Consider the following 17,693-nt stretch of genomic DNA (forward strand, 5'->3'; position numbering starts at 1 on the left):
TGATACCTTTTTAGAACGTCAATACTTTTTTAGCTGTTTCAATAATATCTTTCGCATTCGGAAGCCAAGCATTTTCACCTTGCGCAAATGGATAAATAGTATCCGGTGCAGTTACGCGAAGAACAGGTGCTTCAAGGCTTAGAATTGCGCGTTCTGTAATTTCAGCTACGATATTCGCAGCGATTCCTGCTTGTTTCTGCGCTTCTTGTACAACGATTGCACGGTTTGTTTTTTCAACAGATGCAATGATTGTTTCGATATCCATTGGTTGAATTGTACGCAAGTCGATAACTTCTACAGAGAAGCCTTCTTTTTCAAGTTCTTCAGCCGCTTTCAAGCTTTCGTGAACCATTGCGCCGTACGTGATAATTGAAAGGTCTTTCCCTTCACGTTTCACATCCGCTTTCCCAAGTGGAATCGTGTACTCTTCTTCAGGAACTTCTTGTCTGAATGAACGGTACAGTTTCATATGTTCAAGGAAGATGACCGGATTGTCGTCGCGGATTGCAGAAATCAGTAACCCTTTCGCGTCATATGGAGTTGAAGGGATAACTACTTTCAAACCAGGCTGTGAAGCTACGAGACCTTCAAGGCTATCAGCGTGCATCTCAGGTGTTGCTACGCCGCCTCCGAATGGTGAGCGGATTGTAACAGGTGCATTAAAACGACCTGCACTACGGAAACTCATGCGCGCAAGTTGACCACTAACTGAGTCAATTACTTCATAAAGGAAACCAAAGAACTGAATTTCCATAACTGGACGGTAGCCTGTGAATGCCAACCCGATTGCTAGTCCACCAATACCAGATTCTGCAAGCGGTGTATCGAATACACGCACTTCGCCAAATTCTTTTTGCAAGCCTTCAGTTGCACGGAAGACTCCTCCGTTATTTCCAACGTCTTCACCGAAGACGAGGACGTTTTCATCATTTTTCAGCTCCGTACGTAGAGCATCAGTTATTGCTTGAATCATCGTCATTTGTGCCATCGGTTACTTCGACTCCTTCTCTGTGTAAATGGCTAGCTGTTCCTGCAAGTTGTATGGCAGGTCGCCTTTGTACATGATGTTGATAAAATCGCTTACTTTTTGTTTAGGAGCTGCATCAGCTATTTTGATTGCTTCTTTAATTTCTTCTTTAGCGCGTTCAATTACTACGTTTTCTTGTTCTTCATTCCAGATACCTTTTGCTTCTAGGTATGTACGGAAACGGATTAACGGATCGCGTTTTTCCCACTCGCTGTCTGTTTCTGAAGTACGGTAACGCGTAGGATCGTCTCCTGCCATAGTATGTGGCCCGTAGCGGTAGCAAAGCGCCTCGATTAGTGTTGGTCCATCGCCATTGATTGCGCGCTCGCGTGCGTCACGTGTAACCGCATACACCGCAAGAGGGTCCATACCGTCAACAAGAACACTTGGTATACCTGCTGCAATACCTTTTTGTGCAAGCGTTTTTGCAGCTGTTTGCATGTCACGTGGAGTCGAAATAGCAAATTGGTTATTCTGAATGATGAAGATTGCTGGAGAACGATATGCTCCTGCAAAGTTAATCCCTTCATAGAAGTCACCCTGCGATGTACCACCGTCACCTGTGTATGTCATAGCAACTGCTTTCGTTCCGCGTTTTTGGAAGCCAAGTGCAATGCCTGCTGCTTGAATATATTGTGCACCGATAATGATTTGTGGCGGGAATACGTTGACGCCTTCTGGAATATTACCACCTTGGAAATGGCCGCGTGACCATAAAAATGCCGTTGATAACGGTAATCCGTGGAATAACATTTGTGGAACGTCACGATAACCTGGAAGGATGAAATCCTCTTTCTCAAGTGCAAATTGTGAAGCAAGTTGTGAAGCTTCCTGCCCCGCTGTCGGTGCATAGAATCCTAGACGTCCTTGACGGTTCAACGAAATTGAACGTTGATCCAAAATACGTGTATATACCATACGAGTCATTAACTCAATGAGTTCTTCATCGGATAAATTCGGATCTGCATCCTTATTAACGATTTCGCCTTCTTCGTTCAAGATCTGGAACATTTCAAACTTTTCTTCAATCGCGTGAAGTGTTTCCACCGGATCGAACTGCTTGTCTTTTTTGGCAGCCATTTCGGCAACTCTCCTTTATAACTGTATTATGAACCATTAGTGTATTGATTGGTACAATCTATTCCCTTCACAGTATATCTAATCAGAACTGAATGGTCAAACATAGTAATCGCATGTACCTTTGCAGATAATAGCTATTAGAATTGATTGTCATTACCAAACTGTATTAGCACAATAAGACGTCTGTATTATAATAGAATACCATTTTCCCGCACTTTATATTTATAGAAAAAAGCATAGAATTAACTCTACTGCCTCACTACTGCTTATTCTTCTTTCTGTAAATTAGAGAAAGTGTCGTCCTTTAACACATTCACTTTGACCGTCGCATCATTAAAAGAGATAACTGCTGTATGGACTAACTCATTCTGTTCATTCACTTCGCCGACTTTATCCTTAAGTTCCTTTAGTTCAACTTCCTCAGCAACAAGCATTCCGTATAACTCCTCTTGAAGACTGGTAAGTTTTTTATATTCAACAACAAAGGCTGAATGGAGCTCATATCGGTTAGTTACAGCTTCTTTCAGTTCTTCTATACTTTTTTCAACAGTTCCATCTGTTTGTTCAATGATTGCATCGAGTTCGTCCACGGATTTGCTTGCTTTACTTATGGACTTTTCTTCTCCTTCTATATGAGTAAGTCGTTGTCCCAGCAATTCTTCAAGCTCAGCTACCTTTATTTTCAGCTCACCTAACTGTTGTTGCGTCAACTCCATCGTCTGATTGAATAATTCCTGTTCCGATTTTTCAAGCTCCGTCAATTCAGCTTGCGCATCCTTATATGCTTGTTCGGCATTATTCATCTTTGTTATAGTAGCTGACAGTTGCGTTTTAATCGTCGAGTCAGAACTACACCCTGAGAGCACCAAAGTTACCGCTAATATGTATCCAATGATAGATTTCTTCAAAATTGCCGACCTCCAATTTCCCTCTACACTATAACGTTTTATATTTCACTATTCAACTTCGCGTTCAATTTCTTCCACCCCTATTCACATTCGTTTATACTATTGAATAGAGTAAAACCGAAAGGAAGATTGCACGATGATTTTAATGGAACATATTGTTAGGGAAGGACACCCTGCTCTCCGCAAACGAGCCGAAGAATTAAGTTTCCCATTGTCCGATGTTGACCGGAAACTTTGCGAGGATTTGATGGGGTACGTTATAAATAGTCAAGATTCCGAACTGAGTGAAAAGTTCGACCTCCGCCCTGGAATCGGCCTAGCCGCACCACAATTGGATAAATCGAAAAGAATATTTGCACTCCATATTACAGATGATGTTCAACAAGCAATTAGTTTTATTGCTGTTAATCCAAAAATCGTCAGTCACTCTATCGAAAAAACCTATCTTCCTTCAGGTGAAGGCTGCCTGTCAGTAGATCGCGATGTAGAAGGATATGTACCTCGTTATGCACGGATTACAATTAAAGCCTATGATCCCGATGGCCATGAATTCAAAAAAAGATTGAAAGGACTTGCCGCTATTGCTTTTCAACACGAACTTGATCACTTGAATGGTGTCATGTTCTATGACCATATTGATAAAGAAGTACCTTTTAAGGATATTCCCGGTGCCACCCCACTTGTTCGCGATTGAAATGTTTTCTGTGTAAACAGAGCGAAGGCGCCTAACAGGGGAGTTGAACGGATTCTTTATATCCTACATGCTCCTAGAGTTTGTTCAGTTTGCAGTATGGTGCCAAGTGTGTGGTACCATCTACTGCCACAATTTGAAGGGCAGTAGCTGATACAACCCCCTCCCCCCCATGTTACTGGTGATTACTTGGATCTTTCGACTAAGCTTTTAAATAACGGATGGATCTTTCGGCTATGCCGAAAATCCCGCTTGACACAATGTTCTGAATATAGTATAATGATTTTGAGGAGTGATGTCGCCATGTACAAACGCCTAAAACGAAAATGGTTGAAACGGCTAAATGGCATACTCGGAAAAAAAACTATCGCTTAATTATGTTAAGTCCGCCATCAAATTGGTGGGCTTTTCTTTATTTTAAAGAGGTGTCATGCTAATATAAAGAGAATCAGTTCAAACGAACGTAAAAAGGAGAGCAAACGATGATTTATAAAATCTATTATCAAGATAACTTGCTTCAAATACCAGTCCGTGAAAATACGAAAAGCATGTACATCGAGGCGGACTCGGAAAGGTCAGTCCGTGCGAAGTTGAAAGATCGTGCTTTTAACATCGAATTTATCCAACTTCTTGAAGGTGTTCATCTTGAATACGAACAGGCTGCACCCTATTTCGAGCTTGAAGAGGTTTAAGTATGAAATCTATCAAAAACAATGAAACTGCCGTTTTCGCTTTAGGCGGACTAGGTGAAATCGGTAAAAACACATATGGTGTACAATTTCAAGACGAAATTATTCTAATTGATGCTGGTATTAAGTTCCCTGATGACGCATTACTCGGTATCGACTATGTCATTCCAGATTACACATACCTTGAACGTAATGTGGACAAGATTAAAGGCCTATTCATTACACATGGCCATGAGGATCATATTGGTGGTATTCCTTATCTTCTTCGTAAAATTAACGTGCCAGTATATGGCGGAAAACTTGCACTTGGACTTTTGCGTAACAAACTAGAAGAGCATGGTCTGTTACGGACTACGAAGTTGATCCCTTTTGGTGAAGATGACGTTTTCAAGTTCCGTAAGACAGCGGTATCATTTTTCCGGACCACACATAGTATTCCAGATGCATTCGGTGTTGTAGTTAAAACACCTTCCGGTAATATTGTTCACACGGGTGACTTCAAATTCGACTTCACACCAGTTGGAGAACCAGCAAACTTGACGAAGATGGCGAAAATCGGTAGCGAAGGCGTACTTTGTCTGTTATCAGATAGTACAAATGCTGAAATCCCTAACTTCACAATGTCTGAACGAAAAGTCGGCGACAGCTTGAATGAGATTTTCAGAAAAGTTGAAGGCCGTATTATATTTGCGACATTCGCATCAAATATTCATAGACTGCAACAAGTAATTGAGTCTGCCCAGGTATTGGGTCGTAAAATTGCGGTATTTGGCCGCAGTATGGACAATGCCATTACAATCGGTCGAGAACTTGGTTACATCGATGCACCGAAAGAATTATTTGTCGATACCCAATCATTGAATAAGCTGCCGGCCAACAAAGTATTAATTCTTTGTACAGGTAGTCAAGGTGAACCGATGGCTGCACTTTCTCGTATTGCAAACGGAACGCATAGACAAGTTCAAATCCATCCTGGCGATACGGTAATTTTCTCGTCTTCACCGATTCCAGGCAATACACTTAGCATCAATAAAGCTATTAATGCACTATTCCGTGCAGGTGCTGATGTGCTCCATGGTTCTTTAAATAATATCCATACTTCCGGTCACGGTTCGCAGGAAGAACAAAAATTGATGATTAGATTGATCAAACCAAAATTCTTCATGCCGATTCACGGTGAGTATAGAATGTTGAAAATCCATACTGATCTTGCTGTCTCTTGTGATGTTCCTCGAGAGAACACATTCATCATGGGGAATGGCGATGTACTCGCTCTTACACAAGATGAAGCGCACCTTGCTGGTCGGATTCCTTCTGGTGATGTCTATATTGACGGAAGCGGAATCGGGGATATCGGCAGCGTCGTTCTGCGTGATCGCAGAATTTTGTCTGAAGATGGTCTTGTAATTGTTGTAGCAACTGTAGATCTAAAACGCAATCGTGTCGTTTCAGGACCAGATATCATTTCTCGTGGATTCGTTTATATGCGTGAATCTGGTGCAATGATTCACGAAGCACAACAGATGTTATCCAAACAGATGCAGCGCAAGCTTGCAAGCTCGCCCTCAGATTTCGATGCACTGAAAAGTGAAATCATTGATGTTCTCGGACCGTATTTATACGATAAAACGAAACGTAAACCAATGGTGCTTCCTGTTATCATGGAAGTTTAACAAAGCTAAAAACCGTAAACGCCTATAAGCGTTTACGGTTTTTTTATTCATTAACACATCTGTTGATAAACCTAATAGTAACTAGTGAATAACATGATTACCTACTAGGCGCTACGTGTATAGTTGCATTTTCCGATTGCTTTGGATTGAATGACTTCTAAACAATTAACGGGATGTCTGACTGTGTAGGGATGCGACTTTGTCGCATCCCTACACAGTCTTTTCGGTAATCGTATGGTGGTCCTTCATTCGTCGCGCTCCAAATGGATAAGTACACGTATTGCTGAAGCTTTCTGGGACGAAAGAATAGCTTGTGCTTCTTAGCTGGATAAAAGCCGCCAAAGATGCAATTTTGGCGGCTGATACTTTCTATAAAGGTTCACATGATTACATGCATACTCTTTGCTACAAGTAAGTAAGGAACGCATTGTACAATGTAATAGAGTGCCCGAAATTGCATCTTCGGGCACTGACACTCTCCATAGAATATAATCTATTCTTTTCTTCCAAACGACTGCATTTTTTACTTGAACATTGTAGGTACGCGACAGGCAACTATTCCCAATAGTATTACTGAAAAGAGTGTGGTAGAAGTGACGAAGTCACTTCTACCACACTCGGACCCCTCAGTAAATCTATCATGAATAGTTAGTCGAAAGCGGGCCGAAAATAGTGCAGTGAAAATGAAGGTCTTCAAGCCCTACTCACCAGTATTTCATGCAAGTAAATGATTAATCAACAGACGTGATTCATTAATGCAGTGCTTTCTTTTCAAACTTATGGATTTCCTCATCCGATCCAATGACAATCAGGATATCTTCAAGTCGGATTTTTTCAATTGCTTGAGGAGATACAAGTATATGCTTACCTCGTTTGATGGCAACAATATTGACACCATATTTGGCCCTAATGTCCAAATCTATTAATGTTGATCCAACGAGTTTATCATTCGCCTTTATTTCCGCAATGGAATACTCATCTGACAGTTCAAGATAATCGAGTATATTATTCGATACCATATTGTTCGCAATTCTAATCCCCATATCGCGTTCAGGGTGTACTACCTGGTCTGCCCCAATTTTACGCAACACTTTTTCATGGGAATCATTTTGAGCTTTCACTGTTATTTTTTTCACACCAATTTCCTTCAACATAAGTGTTGTCAAAATACTTGCTTGGATATTTTCTCCAATTGCAACAACTACATGTTCGAAGTTGCGGATGCCTATTGACCTGAGAACAGACTCATCAGTCGTATCGGCCGCTACCGCTTGTGTAGCAATGTGAGCATACTCATCCACTCTTTCTGATGAAATATCGATAGCCATAACATCAGCATCGAGCTCAATTAGTTCTCTTACAATACTCCCACCAAAACGACCCAAGCCAATTACCGCAAATTCCTTTTTCATAGAGCACCCTCCCCTATCCACTTACTGGATTCGATTAGTGTATCACACTGAATTAGTACGCTCAAATATCCATCTATCGTCTAAAGGCGCCACGTCCTGTGGCGACGTCCTCACTAGTACATCCTGTCGCAATAAGGAAGAGATGCTGTTCAATCCCTCCCCACTGCATGACCAACATCGTGTGGGTCTTGGGCCTAGATGTAAAATCTCTATAATACAACTTATCTACAACAGTACGTGGTTTTACTATTTCCTAAACAATTAAAAATGCCCGATGTCGCGAATGCGCAATCGGGCTGATTCTTTACTCTTTTTTCATTTCATCTAGTACGCGGTTAACGCGCTTTTCAAGCATTTTCATGCCCCCGCCGCCTGCTTGGAAGTGACGTAACTGGCCGTCTTTATCAAACACATAATAAGCCGGAACATATTGGTTATCGAATTTATCCGTTAGTGTCGCTTCACTATCGACAAAAATCGGTTGAGTAATGTCGTGTTCAGCTGCTACTGATTTGATTTCAACTAGATCTAAATCGTCTTCAGAACGTGGCATATGAACTGCGATGACGTTTAAATCTTCTTTGTATTTGTCTCTAAATTCATTGACTTCAGGCATTGCTTCCTTACATAAGTGACAGCTAACAGACCAGAAATGGATTAGAGTTGGTTTTTCACCGACCAATTCCTCTTTTGTTCTTTCTCCATTCAACCATGCTGTTGCACCTGTAAGTTCAGGTAATTGATCACGTAGTTTCATGCTTTTTCCTCCTTCGTTTTTCAAAAAAATCCCCACTGCTAATATATGCACGGGGACTTCATTTGGTAAAAATTCAACTGTTACTTATAGTGTCTTCTGACCAGGTCTCCAGTTAGCCGGGCAAAGTCCGCCAGTTTGAAGAGCTTGAAGCACACGCAATGTTTCGTCAACATCACGGCCAATATTGTTGTGGAATACTGTTTGGTATTGAAGTTCACCTTCAGGGTTGATGATGAACAGGCCGCGTAGTGCGATACCTTCTTCTTCAATCAACACACCATAGTCGCGTGAAACTTGGTGGTTAGTATCTGCTGCTAGTGGATATTTCAACTGCTCTAAGCCATTATCTTTACGGTCTGTGTTGATCCACGCAAGGTGCGTGTGGATTGTATCCGTAGATAGACCGATAATTTCTGTATCCAAATCTTCGAATTCATCATAACGATCAGACATTGCTGTAATTTCCGTTGGACACACGAATGTGAAGTCCATTGGATAAAAGAATAATACTGTCCATTTATCGTTTTTCATATTTTCTTGAAGGCTTACTTTTCCAAAAGACTTATCTGCTAGTACCGCATCCAATGCGAAATCTGGTGCTTGCTTACCTACCATACGGTTAATCATTAAATAACCCCTCCACTAATTCTTTTGTGCCAGGACAACCGCCTGCACAATCCTTATCAAGACTAACAAAAAAATCGCCCTATTTCAAACGGAGCGCCTTGTCCAAACAGCGCCCTATTCAATATGTGGCAATTCCATGACGTATATACAGTCATTATGTTTACTCTTCCCCCAATTGAGGGAAAAGAGTTGTAAGTGTTATTTACAATTAGACGGTTTCGCAGGCCGTGCTAGGCAATATTCACAAGTTGGATCACTACAAGAGCTCTCACGCCATTCGTCGCACGATGGGCAAAATATGGAATCGTGTTCGTCATTATAATCTAATGGATCAAGGCAGATTTTGCAGTGATTGGGCAGTTCTACTATATTGCGGATCTTTCCATTTTTCATAAGAAAGATGCCTTCGATTTCTTTTTTATCTTCCAAAAGATTACCAATCGATTCCCAACTAAGTCCGAGGTCTTCCATTGTCCATTTACGGTCATCCGGGTCCAAATAAATTACTTTCTTTTTTCCCAATCAAAGCCCTCCTTTATTCGCTATATTGTACCATGAAAAGCCAAAATTTCAATTGATGAAGGATGAGTGAAAATGCAGTTAACAATTCCAATTAATAAACTGGATATTCATCATTCGCATATGTCATTTACTCTTCCTATAAGATATGACAGTATGGGAAAGGATGACCTTGCGCTAACACTTAAGGCAAATGACTACGCTTTTTTTCAGATAGACAAGTCTTTAAGTGAAGGTAGCGTTAACGAAGATGAAATCTCTGTTACTGGCAAAGAACTTAAACAGTATTTTCTACCCTATTTCGAAGACAAACTCTTTCCCACTTCGTTAGACGAAAATGGATTTCACAGATTTACAAAGTCTATCATGAAACGCTTTGAATACAAACTTAGAACTATAAATATGTCTTTCGTTATCCAAAGCGTCGATATAATACTCGGCCCTTTCGACATTGCTTTTTTAACTGTCAAAGTTCAATTAGATAACCAGGACCATGAACTAGCAGACGTTCTTGATTTCATGCATCATTTCAGAGCAGTCGAACCTCAGTTAGTAGAGGAACAAGGGATGGTAATTATCTGCCCCGAAAATGGAAATCACTTATCTATTCGACATCTACTTTTTGAATATCTATGTCCTTTTTTGGAAAAATTCATATTGCATGATGATAAGTCGAACGGCTATTCCGGCTCTCTGCCTTACTTTGAAGATGAGAGGATGTATACAACCGCTTTCCTTTTCTGCCAGCAAGATTCTCTCATCACAGATGATCAATTGTATCGAATGGGTGCTTTGGACGGTAGATTACCTAATGGCCAGCTATTCATATCCGCTAATAATCCAAACTATATCCAGCGTTCTCTGAATCAGTCACTTCATGATAGATGGGCCCCAAACACGTATACAGTTACAACTGAGCATGCATTTGTAACTGTTACAAACTGCCTTCCTGAGGATATGAGCAGGGAACTTTCACAATACATGGGTACTCATTATTATAACTTTCTTCTCCATTACTTTTATAAGATAATGTTACTTCGAATGTCTTTCGAATATAGTCAAATCGAATGGGAAAAAGATGAGGAGTATGTAAAATCACTGATTAAGTTCATCACGCTATTTTCAGCCGGCTATTATTCTCAGGAAGTAAGTACACGTTCGGAAGGAAAAGAGCTTTCGCAGATGTTCCGACAAGCATTCAATATCGATTGCCTTTACAAAGAAGTGAATACAACTTTGCACGAACTGTATAAAAGCCAAGAAAATCAGGCTTCCGACAAGATGAACATGCTTCTTTTCATTCTCACAATTTTCACCGTCATTTCTGGAATTTATGGTATGAATCTCGTTATCGAAGACTGGAAATCCCCTTCTGGCTGGAGGCAATTTTCCAGCTACACGTTTTTTGAATGGGTCTCACTTGTCACTGCACTGAGTGGAATTGGTCTTTCTGCTTATTTAGTTGTTACTACATTTGGCAAGATGATGATGAGTAAACTGCGCCGAAAGAAATCAAATTCTCGTATGTGATAATGACCGGACCCTCTTTTCTTATAAGGAGGCTAATCCGGTTTTATTTATTATCAATCCAAGATTGTTGATTAACCATTTTCTCACATGAATCATCTTTAAGAAAAGCATAAAAATTCACATTTGCACGTGTACATTTCCGGCTCTCTTCTGAAGAAATGATCACAATACCTTTACCGTGGGTTAAATGTGGCCGAAGATGAAATTTCGGGCACTCCATCGCTTTTAATAAAGTCTCTTTGCTTATTTTAGCAAAGATCATACAAGTAACAGTGTGACGCTATATAGAAAGTGACACTGTCTTACATTCGAAAAGGAAATGCTATAAAGAAGGAGTAAGCAGCCAAAATTGCATCTTTGGCTGCCCTTTGATGGATAAGTAACTGGTTATTTACTCGTTCCCAAAAACTTTAGCGCTTTATGTGAAGCCACTGAAAAAGTTCTTTTTTGATAGTAAGAACTAGTTGATTGTAGTGAAGAGTGGCGACTCCGGCGGGAACAGCCCGAGCTGAAGCCGTGCCCGCGGAAAGCGTCCGCTCGGAACGGAAATCAACGGGATTGAAGGATATCGTACTTTTTCAGTGCCCTCCATTGTGTTTATTTAAGTTTGTTTGGTTAACCAACACATGTATTATCAATCATGTCATTTATAGAAGCCAGATACTTCTGCTGAGTTATATTAAAGTAACCCTTGATTTTCGCTTGATATTTTGTATAATTAGAAGGGTTTTCAGTAAACTTCAAGTATAGTATTACTAAACTCCATTACGATTAGGGGGATGTCCATGGAGATTGGAAGCAGGATTAAAAGCCTACGCTTAAAAAAAGGGCTCACTCAGGAAGAACTTGGAGAACGGACTGATTTAACGAAAGGGCATATTTCACAGTTGGAACGAAATTTGAATTCCCCTTCGATTGAAACGCTTTTTGCATTATTAGAAGTGTTAGGAACGACACCTAAAGACTTTTTTGACGAACCCAAGAAAAATGTACAAGTTGTCTACTCGACTGATAATCAGACGATCTACAGCGATGATGAGATGAAATATAGTATTCGGTGGTTAGTGCCCAGATCAAATGAGAATGATATGGAACCTGTCCACATCACATTTCACGCACAGGGCGAATTTAAAAAATTCGAGCCATCTCTTGCAGAAACATTTATATATGTTTTGAAAGGAAAAGTCGCCGTGATCATTGGGAATACACAATACATCGCTTCAAAAGGAGATGCAGTCTACTATGATGCATCCGAGCATCACTGTTTATCAAATGCATCTAACGGAACGAGCGAAATACTGCTCGTCGCGACAGAATCTTACTTATAAAGAAAAGGAGTGTCAGCATGACGACTCAGCCAATTATTCGATTCGAAAATGTTACAAAAAAATATAACCATGATACAACTGTATTGAACAGTGTTTCCTTTGAAATGGAACGTGGAAAGTTTTACACATTACTTGGTCCATCAGGTTGCGGCAAAACGACAATTCTTCGTCTCATCGCAGGTTTTATCGAACCAACGGATGGGACAATTTTCTTCAATGGGAAAAAGATCAACAACGTACCTGCCAATGAACGACAAGTAAACACGGTTTTTCAAGATTATGCGTTGTTTCCGCATTTGAATGTTTTTGAAAATGTTGCATTTGGGCTACGTATTAAGAAAGTGAAACAAGTCGAAGTCAAACGTCGCGTTATTGAAGCACTGAAATTCGTCAACTTGGAAGGCTATGAAAATCGGGAAATCGCAGAAATGTCCGGTGGGCAACGTCAACGTGTCGCCATCGCACGTGCAATCATCAATGACCCAGAAGTTATATTACTCGACGAACCGCTATCAGCACTCGATTTGAAACTGCGTTCTGAAATGCAATACGAACTCCGGGAATTACAGCAACGATTAGGTAAAACGTTCGTATTCGTTACACATGACCAAGAAGAGGCACTCGCGATGTCTGATGAAATTTTCGTCTTGGATGCAGGAGAAATTCAACAATCAGGAACTCCACTTGATATTTATGATGAACCTATCAACCGGTTTGTCGCAGATTTCATTGGCGAATCCAATATCGTACCAGGAAAAATGATTGAAGATTTTGTAGTCCAATTTACCGGCAAAACATTTGAATGTGTAGACAAAGGGTTAAATCCAAATGAGAAAGTCGATATCGTCATTCGTCCGGAAGATTTGGAACTCACAACTGTCGATAAAGGGAAATTGAACGTGACAGTAGATACACAATTATTCCGCGGCGTTCACTATGAACTCTCTACTTACGATGCTGATGGCAATGAATGGCTTGTGCATTCAACTAAAAAAGCGGAAGTCGGCGTAACGGTCGGACTCGATTTTGATCCGGAAGACATTCATGTCATGCGCTTAAACGAATCTGAAGAGGAATTCGATGCAAGACTTGAGGCATACGGGGTAGCGGATAATGAACAATAAACCACTACGCCCGTTGTACACGATTCCGTATACAGCTTGGATTCTACTTTTTGTCATAGCGCCGATTGCACTTATCATTTACTATTCATTTTTTGACTTAGCTGGCCATTTCACTTTTGACAACTATATAAACTTTTTCTCTTCTGTCTATTTGAAACTGACTATCAGTTCATTCTGGTATGCGTTTCTCATTACATTGTTCACGTTACTGTTTGCCTATCCAACTGCTTATTTCCTGACGAAAACGAAGCATAAGCAACTTTGGCTTTTGCTCATTATTATTCCATCTTGGATTAATCTTCTTCTAAAAACATATGCTTTCATTGGCCTTTTCGGACTTTATGGTCCATTAAATGCATTGTTAGAAACGGTTGGTATTGGCAGTCAGCAAATTCTATTCACTGATTTTAGTTTCGTTTTCGTATCCGTTTATATTTTCATCCCGTTCATGATTTTACCGATTTTCAATTCACTTGATAAACTAAATCCGGCGCTTATCGACGCGTCACGTGATCTAGGTGCTAATTCATGGACGACATTCAGGCGTGTCATATGGCCTTTAACATTAAACGGTGTTAAATCGGGAATTCAAGTTGTTTTCATCCCTGCCCTATCGCTGTTCATGATTACTCGACTGATTGCAGGTAACAAAGTCATTACACTTGGAACCGCAATTGAACAACAGTTTCTTGTCACGCAAAACTGGGGAATGGGTTCAACCATCGCCGTATTCCTAATTTTATTTATGTTTATCATCATGTTGATTACGAGCAGTAGCGATAGGGGGACGACAATCAATGGAAAAGTTAAGTAAGCTTCCTAAAATCTATTTGGTAGTCGTATTCATTATTTTATATGCTCCGATTTTCTACTTGATTTTTTACTCGTTCAATTCAGGCGGCAACATGTCTAATTTTGAGTCGTTTACGCTTGAACACTACTCTGCAGTTTTTGAAGATACTCGGTTGATTGTCATTTTAATCAATACAATTGTCGTCGCGTTATTGTCTGCACTCGTTTCTACTGCAATCGGTGTGCTCGGTGCATTGTCTATTGTTTTCATGCGCAATAAAGCGATGCGCAATGCCGTGTTGTCACTCAATAACATCTTGATTGTCAGCCCGGACGTTATCATCGGTGCATCTTTCCTTATTTTATTCACAATGATTGGCGTCAAGCTTGGATTTGCTTCCGTACTTATTTCACATATCGCCTTCAGTATTCCGATCGTTGTCATTATGGTACTGCCTAAGCTACAGGAAATGAGTCCAACGCTAATCGATGCCGCACTCGATCTTGGGGCTTCAAAACGCGATGTCTTGACACGCGTTATTATTCCATTTATTAAACCGGGAATACTTGCAGGATTCTTCCTCGCATTGACGTATTCTCTCGATGATTTTGCCGTAACATTCTTCGTCACCGGAAACGGGTTCTCCACGCTGTCTGTTGAAATCTATTCAATGGCACGCGCTGGTATTACGTTGACAATCAATGCATTATCGGGACTTATTTTCTTAGTGACGGTTGTACTTGTTTTAGGCTATTACGCTGTTAGCCGCAAAACCAAAACACCGCTTTCGGGGGTGAAAAAATGAAAGATATTTTACGTGGTGCGGTAGTGATTATTATTATTTCCGCTATTTTACTACTCATCAATAGCAAGTTAAATGAAAGCGGAGGAAGTGCCAGCAAGGATTCCATTACTGTGTATAACTGGGGTGAATACATCGACCCCGATTTACTTAAACAGTTCGAGAAAGAAACAGGCATTAAGGTTACGTACGAAACGTTTGATTCAAATGAAGGAATGATGGGGAAAATTGAACAGGGTGGAACATCCTACGACATTACAATGCCTTCTGAATATATGATTGAAATGATGAAGGAAAAAGATTTACTGTTGCCACTCGACTACAGTAAGATTCCAAACATCAAAAATATCGATTCCTATTTTCTCGATTTACCTTTCGATCCTGACAATAAATATTCGCTACCCTACTTTTGGGGGACGGTCGGCATTGCATACAATTCTTCACTTTTAGAGGGACAGACATTTGAAGAATGGGATGATTTATGGAACCCCACTCTTACACAGCAAGTTATTCTTGTCGATAGCGCGCGTGAAACAATCGGAATGGGGCTAAACTCATTAGGCTATTCATTGAACTCTACCGATATGGACGAATTGCGTGAAGCGACAGATAAGTTAAAAACACTTAGCCCTAATATCAAAGCCGTCATCGGGGATGAAGTGACTCAACTGATGATTAATGGAGAAGCTGCTATCTCACTTACTTGGTCCGGCCAAGCCGCCGATATGATGTATGAGAACGAGGATATCGATTATATCGTCCCTGAAGAAGGCTCCAATCTTTGGTTCGATAATATGGTTATTCCCCGAACTTCACGTAATATCGATGGTGCACATGCGTTTATCAACTTCATGCTCGATGCCGAAGTTGCCGCACAAAATGCCGATTACGTCGGCTATTCCACACCAAATTTGGCAGCTCTCGACCTGATGGATGCTGAAGTGACAGAAGATGAACGTTTCTATCCCGATGAAGAAACACGTGATCATCTTGAAGTATATAGAAATCTTGGCCTTGAAATGCTGGGCCATTATAATGAATTGTTCCTGGAATTCAAAATGGATATGAAGTAAGAGGAAGGCAGTCTAAGTTCGCGACGCCCTGTCGCAACTAGGAGGGATGAAGTTCACAATCCCTCCTAGTTGCATGACCTACACCCTGCAGGCCCAGCGGCGTTCTTTTCCGCATAACTAGGCTAGCTTATGGCGGAAGGCATCCCCTAGCGCCGTAGCTAATTCAATGGGTTTCTTTATTTCAACCTATATAGATATGATAAAGACGCCCTTCATACACACGAAGGGCGTCTTTACTTTCTGTACAGAAGTCTCATTAAAAGCTATTCCCATGCGATTTATGGTATTATACTTTAGTGACACGAAACAGTTTGGAAAGTTGGGATAATTATGGCAGTCAAATCTAATAATTTTGCCTTATACGTTTTAATGTTCAATATGTTCATCGCCATGGCAGGCATCGGTCTTATAATCCCAATTATGCCTGAATACCTGGGCACGTTTGGCGTTGCTGGTCAAGCTCTTGGTTTTCTAGTTGCCATGTTCTCATTTTCACAATTTATCTTTTCTCCGATTGCCGGCGATCTATCTGATAAGCACGGACGGAAAAAGCTGATTATTATAGGATTGATTATTTTTGGTCTATCGCAACTTGCATTCGGAACCTCAACCCAATTATGGATGCTGTATGCCTCACGATTCTTTTCTGGCCTTGGCTCTGCATTCCTCATACCGCCTATGATGGCATTTGTTGCTGATATCACAACATACGAACAGCGAGGCAGAGGAATGGGCCTTCTCGGTGCTTCCATGTCGCTAGGATTCATGATTGGACCTGCAATCGGCGGATTCCTTGCAAAAGTTAGCTTACAATTCCCTTTTTACATCGCGACAGCAGCAGCCTTAACGGCAGCGGTTATTTCCATTTTTGCTTTACCAAATCCGGCGCCTCGTAGTGCAGACAATCCTGGAATTGAAAAAAAGAGGGAAAATCTTGTCATGCAGATGAAGCGCTCAACTACAACCCCTTACTTCGTCATGCTAATTGTCATGTTTGTCTTTTCATTCGGTTTGGCTAATTTCCAATCTACAATTTCACTTTATGTAGACCATAAATACGGCTATACACCTGCCCAAATCGCCGTCATCATTACAGTTGGAGGATTTGTCGGAGTCATCGCTCAGACATTTGTCATCAACAAACTGTTCAATCGATTTGGGGAAATGCGCGTCATTCAAGTCAATCTTATCATCGCGGCTTTTGCAATGATTGGCATTGTATTCGTCAATTCTTTCTTTATGATTCTTTTCGTAGCAACGATTTTCTTCACTGCTACATCTCTCCTTCGACCTGCCGTTAACACACTTATTTCGAAGCTGGCGGGCGAAGAACAAGGTTTTGCAGCTGGTATGATGACTGCATACATGTCTCTAGGTAACATGGTTGGACCTGCACTTGCGGGTATCCTGTTTGATATCAATATTATTTACCCATATATTATCGGTACAGTCATCCTACTGGTCTGTTTTGTCATTGCATCCTATTGGGCAAAACGAAACGGAGATTTACTTACAGGTCTATAAACATATGAAAGAAGCCCCATCACACTTGAAAGATTCCAGTGTGATGGGGCTTCTTCATGTAACAATAACCGTCCTTTACGTTATAACCGCCATGCAGCTTGTTATGCTCGCCATGGATGCAGTTATGACCGCCATG

At 40.8% G+C, this 17,693-nt stretch carries 17 protein-coding genes; 10 read left to right on the top strand and 7 right to left on the bottom strand.

Translation table 11 applies throughout. The annotated features are described in order from the left end of the window. Positions 1-10 precede the first annotated feature (10 nt). The 3 genes from H7992_RS17955 to H7992_RS17965 all read right to left on the bottom strand — a co-directional run bounded on the left by H7992_RS17955 (position 11) and on the right by H7992_RS17965 (position 3,015). Positions 11-988 (bottom strand): alpha-ketoacid dehydrogenase subunit beta, encoded by a 978-nt coding sequence (locus H7992_RS17955; protein WP_187045468.1) that lies wholly within the window; start codon positions 986-988, stop codon positions 11-13. Positions 989-991: 3 nt separating this feature from the next. Then, positions 992-2,107: a pyruvate dehydrogenase (acetyl-transferring) E1 component subunit alpha gene (gene pdhA, locus H7992_RS17960; protein WP_067211600.1), complete on the bottom strand. Its 1,116-nt coding sequence runs from the start codon at positions 2,105-2,107 to the stop codon at positions 992-994. Between the two features lie 266 nt (positions 2,108-2,373). Next, positions 2,374-3,015 (bottom strand): YkyA family protein, encoded by a 642-nt coding sequence (locus H7992_RS17965; RefSeq protein ID WP_067211603.1) that lies wholly within the window; start codon positions 3,013-3,015, stop codon positions 2,374-2,376. A gap of 136 nt (positions 3,016-3,151) precedes the next feature. Between H7992_RS17965 and def the strand changes: the two genes are divergently transcribed. The 3 genes from def (at position 3,152) to rnjA (ending at position 6,068) form a co-directional block, all read left to right on the top strand. Then, on the top strand, positions 3,152-3,709 hold the full coding sequence (gene def / locus H7992_RS17970) for a peptide deformylase (protein ID WP_067211605.1): 558 nt from the start codon (positions 3,152-3,154) through the stop codon (positions 3,707-3,709). Between the two features lie 479 nt (positions 3,710-4,188). Further along, the gene (locus tag H7992_RS17975; RefSeq protein ID WP_067211608.1) at positions 4,189-4,398 is read left to right on the top strand and encodes a DNA-dependent RNA polymerase subunit epsilon; all 210 of its coding nucleotides are present in this window, start codon (positions 4,189-4,191) and stop codon (positions 4,396-4,398) included. Positions 4,399-4,400: 2 nt separating this feature from the next. Continuing rightward, positions 4,401-6,068: a ribonuclease J1 gene (rnjA, locus tag H7992_RS17980; protein ID WP_187045469.1), complete on the top strand. Its 1,668-nt coding sequence runs from the start codon at positions 4,401-4,403 to the stop codon at positions 6,066-6,068. A gap of 752 nt (positions 6,069-6,820) precedes the next feature. Here the strand turns inward: rnjA and H7992_RS17985 are convergent. From H7992_RS17985 to H7992_RS18000, 4 genes are all read right to left on the bottom strand, one after another. Next, positions 6,821-7,480: a potassium channel family protein gene (locus H7992_RS17985; protein ID WP_067211613.1), complete on the bottom strand. Its 660-nt coding sequence runs from the start codon at positions 7,478-7,480 to the stop codon at positions 6,821-6,823. Positions 7,481-7,784: 304 nt separating this feature from the next. Further along, a complete protein-coding gene (locus H7992_RS17990) occupies positions 7,785-8,237 on the bottom strand; it encodes a TlpA family protein disulfide reductase (RefSeq protein ID WP_187045470.1) in 453 nt (150 codons plus the stop codon). An 84-nt stretch (positions 8,238-8,321) separates the two neighbouring features. Beyond that, on the bottom strand, positions 8,322-8,864 hold the full coding sequence (locus H7992_RS17995; RefSeq protein ID WP_067211617.1) for a peroxiredoxin: 543 nt from the start codon (positions 8,862-8,864) through the stop codon (positions 8,322-8,324). Positions 8,865-9,062: 198 nt separating this feature from the next. After that, positions 9,063-9,386, bottom strand: a complete 324-nt coding sequence (locus tag H7992_RS18000) for a hypothetical protein (protein WP_067211620.1) — start codon at positions 9,384-9,386, stop codon at positions 9,063-9,065. 72 nt (positions 9,387-9,458) lie between these two features. Between H7992_RS18000 and H7992_RS18005 the strand changes: the two genes are divergently transcribed. The 7 genes from H7992_RS18005 to H7992_RS18035 all read left to right on the top strand — a co-directional run bounded on the left by H7992_RS18005 (position 9,459) and on the right by H7992_RS18035 (position 17,557). Then, on the top strand, positions 9,459-10,913 hold the full coding sequence (locus H7992_RS18005) for a hypothetical protein (RefSeq protein WP_187045471.1): 1,455 nt from the start codon (positions 9,459-9,461) through the stop codon (positions 10,911-10,913). Between the two features lie 785 nt (positions 10,914-11,698). Then, positions 11,699-12,241 (top strand): helix-turn-helix domain-containing protein, encoded by a 543-nt coding sequence (locus H7992_RS18010; protein ID WP_187045472.1) that lies wholly within the window; start codon positions 11,699-11,701, stop codon positions 12,239-12,241. Between the two features lie 17 nt (positions 12,242-12,258). Next, on the top strand, positions 12,259-13,365 hold the full coding sequence (locus H7992_RS18015; protein ID WP_067211626.1) for an ABC transporter ATP-binding protein: 1,107 nt from the start codon (positions 12,259-12,261) through the stop codon (positions 13,363-13,365). Further along, positions 13,355-14,179 (top strand): ABC transporter permease, encoded by an 825-nt coding sequence (locus tag H7992_RS18020; RefSeq protein ID WP_187045473.1) that lies wholly within the window; start codon positions 13,355-13,357, stop codon positions 14,177-14,179. Before H7992_RS18015 ends, H7992_RS18020 begins: the two co-directional genes overlap by 11 nt. Further along, the gene (locus tag H7992_RS18025; RefSeq protein ID WP_067211630.1) at positions 14,163-14,963 is read left to right on the top strand and encodes an ABC transporter permease; all 801 of its coding nucleotides are present in this window, start codon (positions 14,163-14,165) and stop codon (positions 14,961-14,963) included. Before H7992_RS18020 ends, H7992_RS18025 begins: the two co-directional genes overlap by 17 nt. Continuing rightward, positions 14,960-16,033 (top strand): ABC transporter substrate-binding protein, encoded by a 1,074-nt coding sequence (locus tag H7992_RS18030; RefSeq protein WP_067211632.1) that lies wholly within the window; start codon positions 14,960-14,962, stop codon positions 16,031-16,033. Before H7992_RS18025 ends, H7992_RS18030 begins: the two co-directional genes overlap by 4 nt. Before the next feature lie 330 nt (positions 16,034-16,363). Further along, positions 16,364-17,557 carry an MFS transporter gene (locus H7992_RS18035; RefSeq protein WP_187045474.1) on the top strand — a complete coding sequence of 398 codons (1,194 nt, stop codon included), beginning with the start codon at positions 16,364-16,366 and terminating at the stop codon, positions 17,555-17,557. The last annotated feature ends 136 nt before the right edge of the window (positions 17,558-17,693 follow it).

Origin of the sequence: Sporosarcina sp. resist (assembly GCF_014302295.1) — a bacterium.
In the GTDB taxonomy this organism is placed as follows: domain Bacteria; phylum Bacillota; class Bacilli; order Bacillales_A; family Planococcaceae; genus Sporosarcina; species Sporosarcina psychrophila.

Excerpts from the sequence above, each read along its gene's own strand:
- H7992_RS17975 (WP_067211608.1), top strand. The coding sequence starts at position 4,189 with ATGATTTATAAAATCTATTATCAAGATAACTTGCTTCAAATACCAGTC.
- H7992_RS18015 (WP_067211626.1), top strand. The coding sequence starts at position 12,259 with ATGACGACTCAGCCAATTATTCGATTCGAAAATGTTACAAAAAAATAT.
- H7992_RS18025 (WP_067211630.1), top strand. The coding sequence starts at position 14,163 with ATGGAAAAGTTAAGTAAGCTTCCTAAAATCTATTTGGTAGTCGTATTC.
- pdhA (WP_067211600.1), bottom strand. The coding sequence starts at position 2,107 with ATGGCTGCCAAAAAAGACAAGCAGTTCGATCCGGTGGAAACACTTCAC.
- rnjA (WP_187045469.1), top strand. The coding sequence starts at position 4,401 with ATGAAATCTATCAAAAACAATGAAACTGCCGTTTTCGCTTTAGGCGGA.
- H7992_RS17990 (WP_187045470.1), bottom strand. The coding sequence starts at position 8,237 with ATGAAACTACGTGATCAATTACCTGAACTTACAGGTGCAACAGCATGG.
- H7992_RS18035 (WP_187045474.1), top strand. The coding sequence starts at position 16,364 with ATGGCAGTCAAATCTAATAATTTTGCCTTATACGTTTTAATGTTCAAT.
- H7992_RS17985 (WP_067211613.1), bottom strand. The coding sequence starts at position 7,480 with ATGAAAAAGGAATTTGCGGTAATTGGCTTGGGTCGTTTTGGTGGGAGT.
- H7992_RS18010 (WP_187045472.1), top strand. The coding sequence starts at position 11,699 with ATGGAGATTGGAAGCAGGATTAAAAGCCTACGCTTAAAAAAAGGGCTC.
- H7992_RS18030 (WP_067211632.1), top strand. The coding sequence starts at position 14,960 with ATGAAAGATATTTTACGTGGTGCGGTAGTGATTATTATTATTTCCGCT.
- def (WP_067211605.1), top strand. The coding sequence starts at position 3,152 with ATGATTTTAATGGAACATATTGTTAGGGAAGGACACCCTGCTCTCCGC.
- H7992_RS18005 (WP_187045471.1), top strand. The coding sequence starts at position 9,459 with ATGCAGTTAACAATTCCAATTAATAAACTGGATATTCATCATTCGCAT.
- H7992_RS18020 (WP_187045473.1), top strand. The coding sequence starts at position 13,355 with ATGAACAATAAACCACTACGCCCGTTGTACACGATTCCGTATACAGCT.
- H7992_RS17955 (WP_187045468.1), bottom strand. The coding sequence starts at position 988 with ATGGCACAAATGACGATGATTCAAGCAATAACTGATGCTCTACGTACG.
- H7992_RS17995 (WP_067211617.1), bottom strand. The coding sequence starts at position 8,864 with ATGATTAACCGTATGGTAGGTAAGCAAGCACCAGATTTCGCATTGGAT.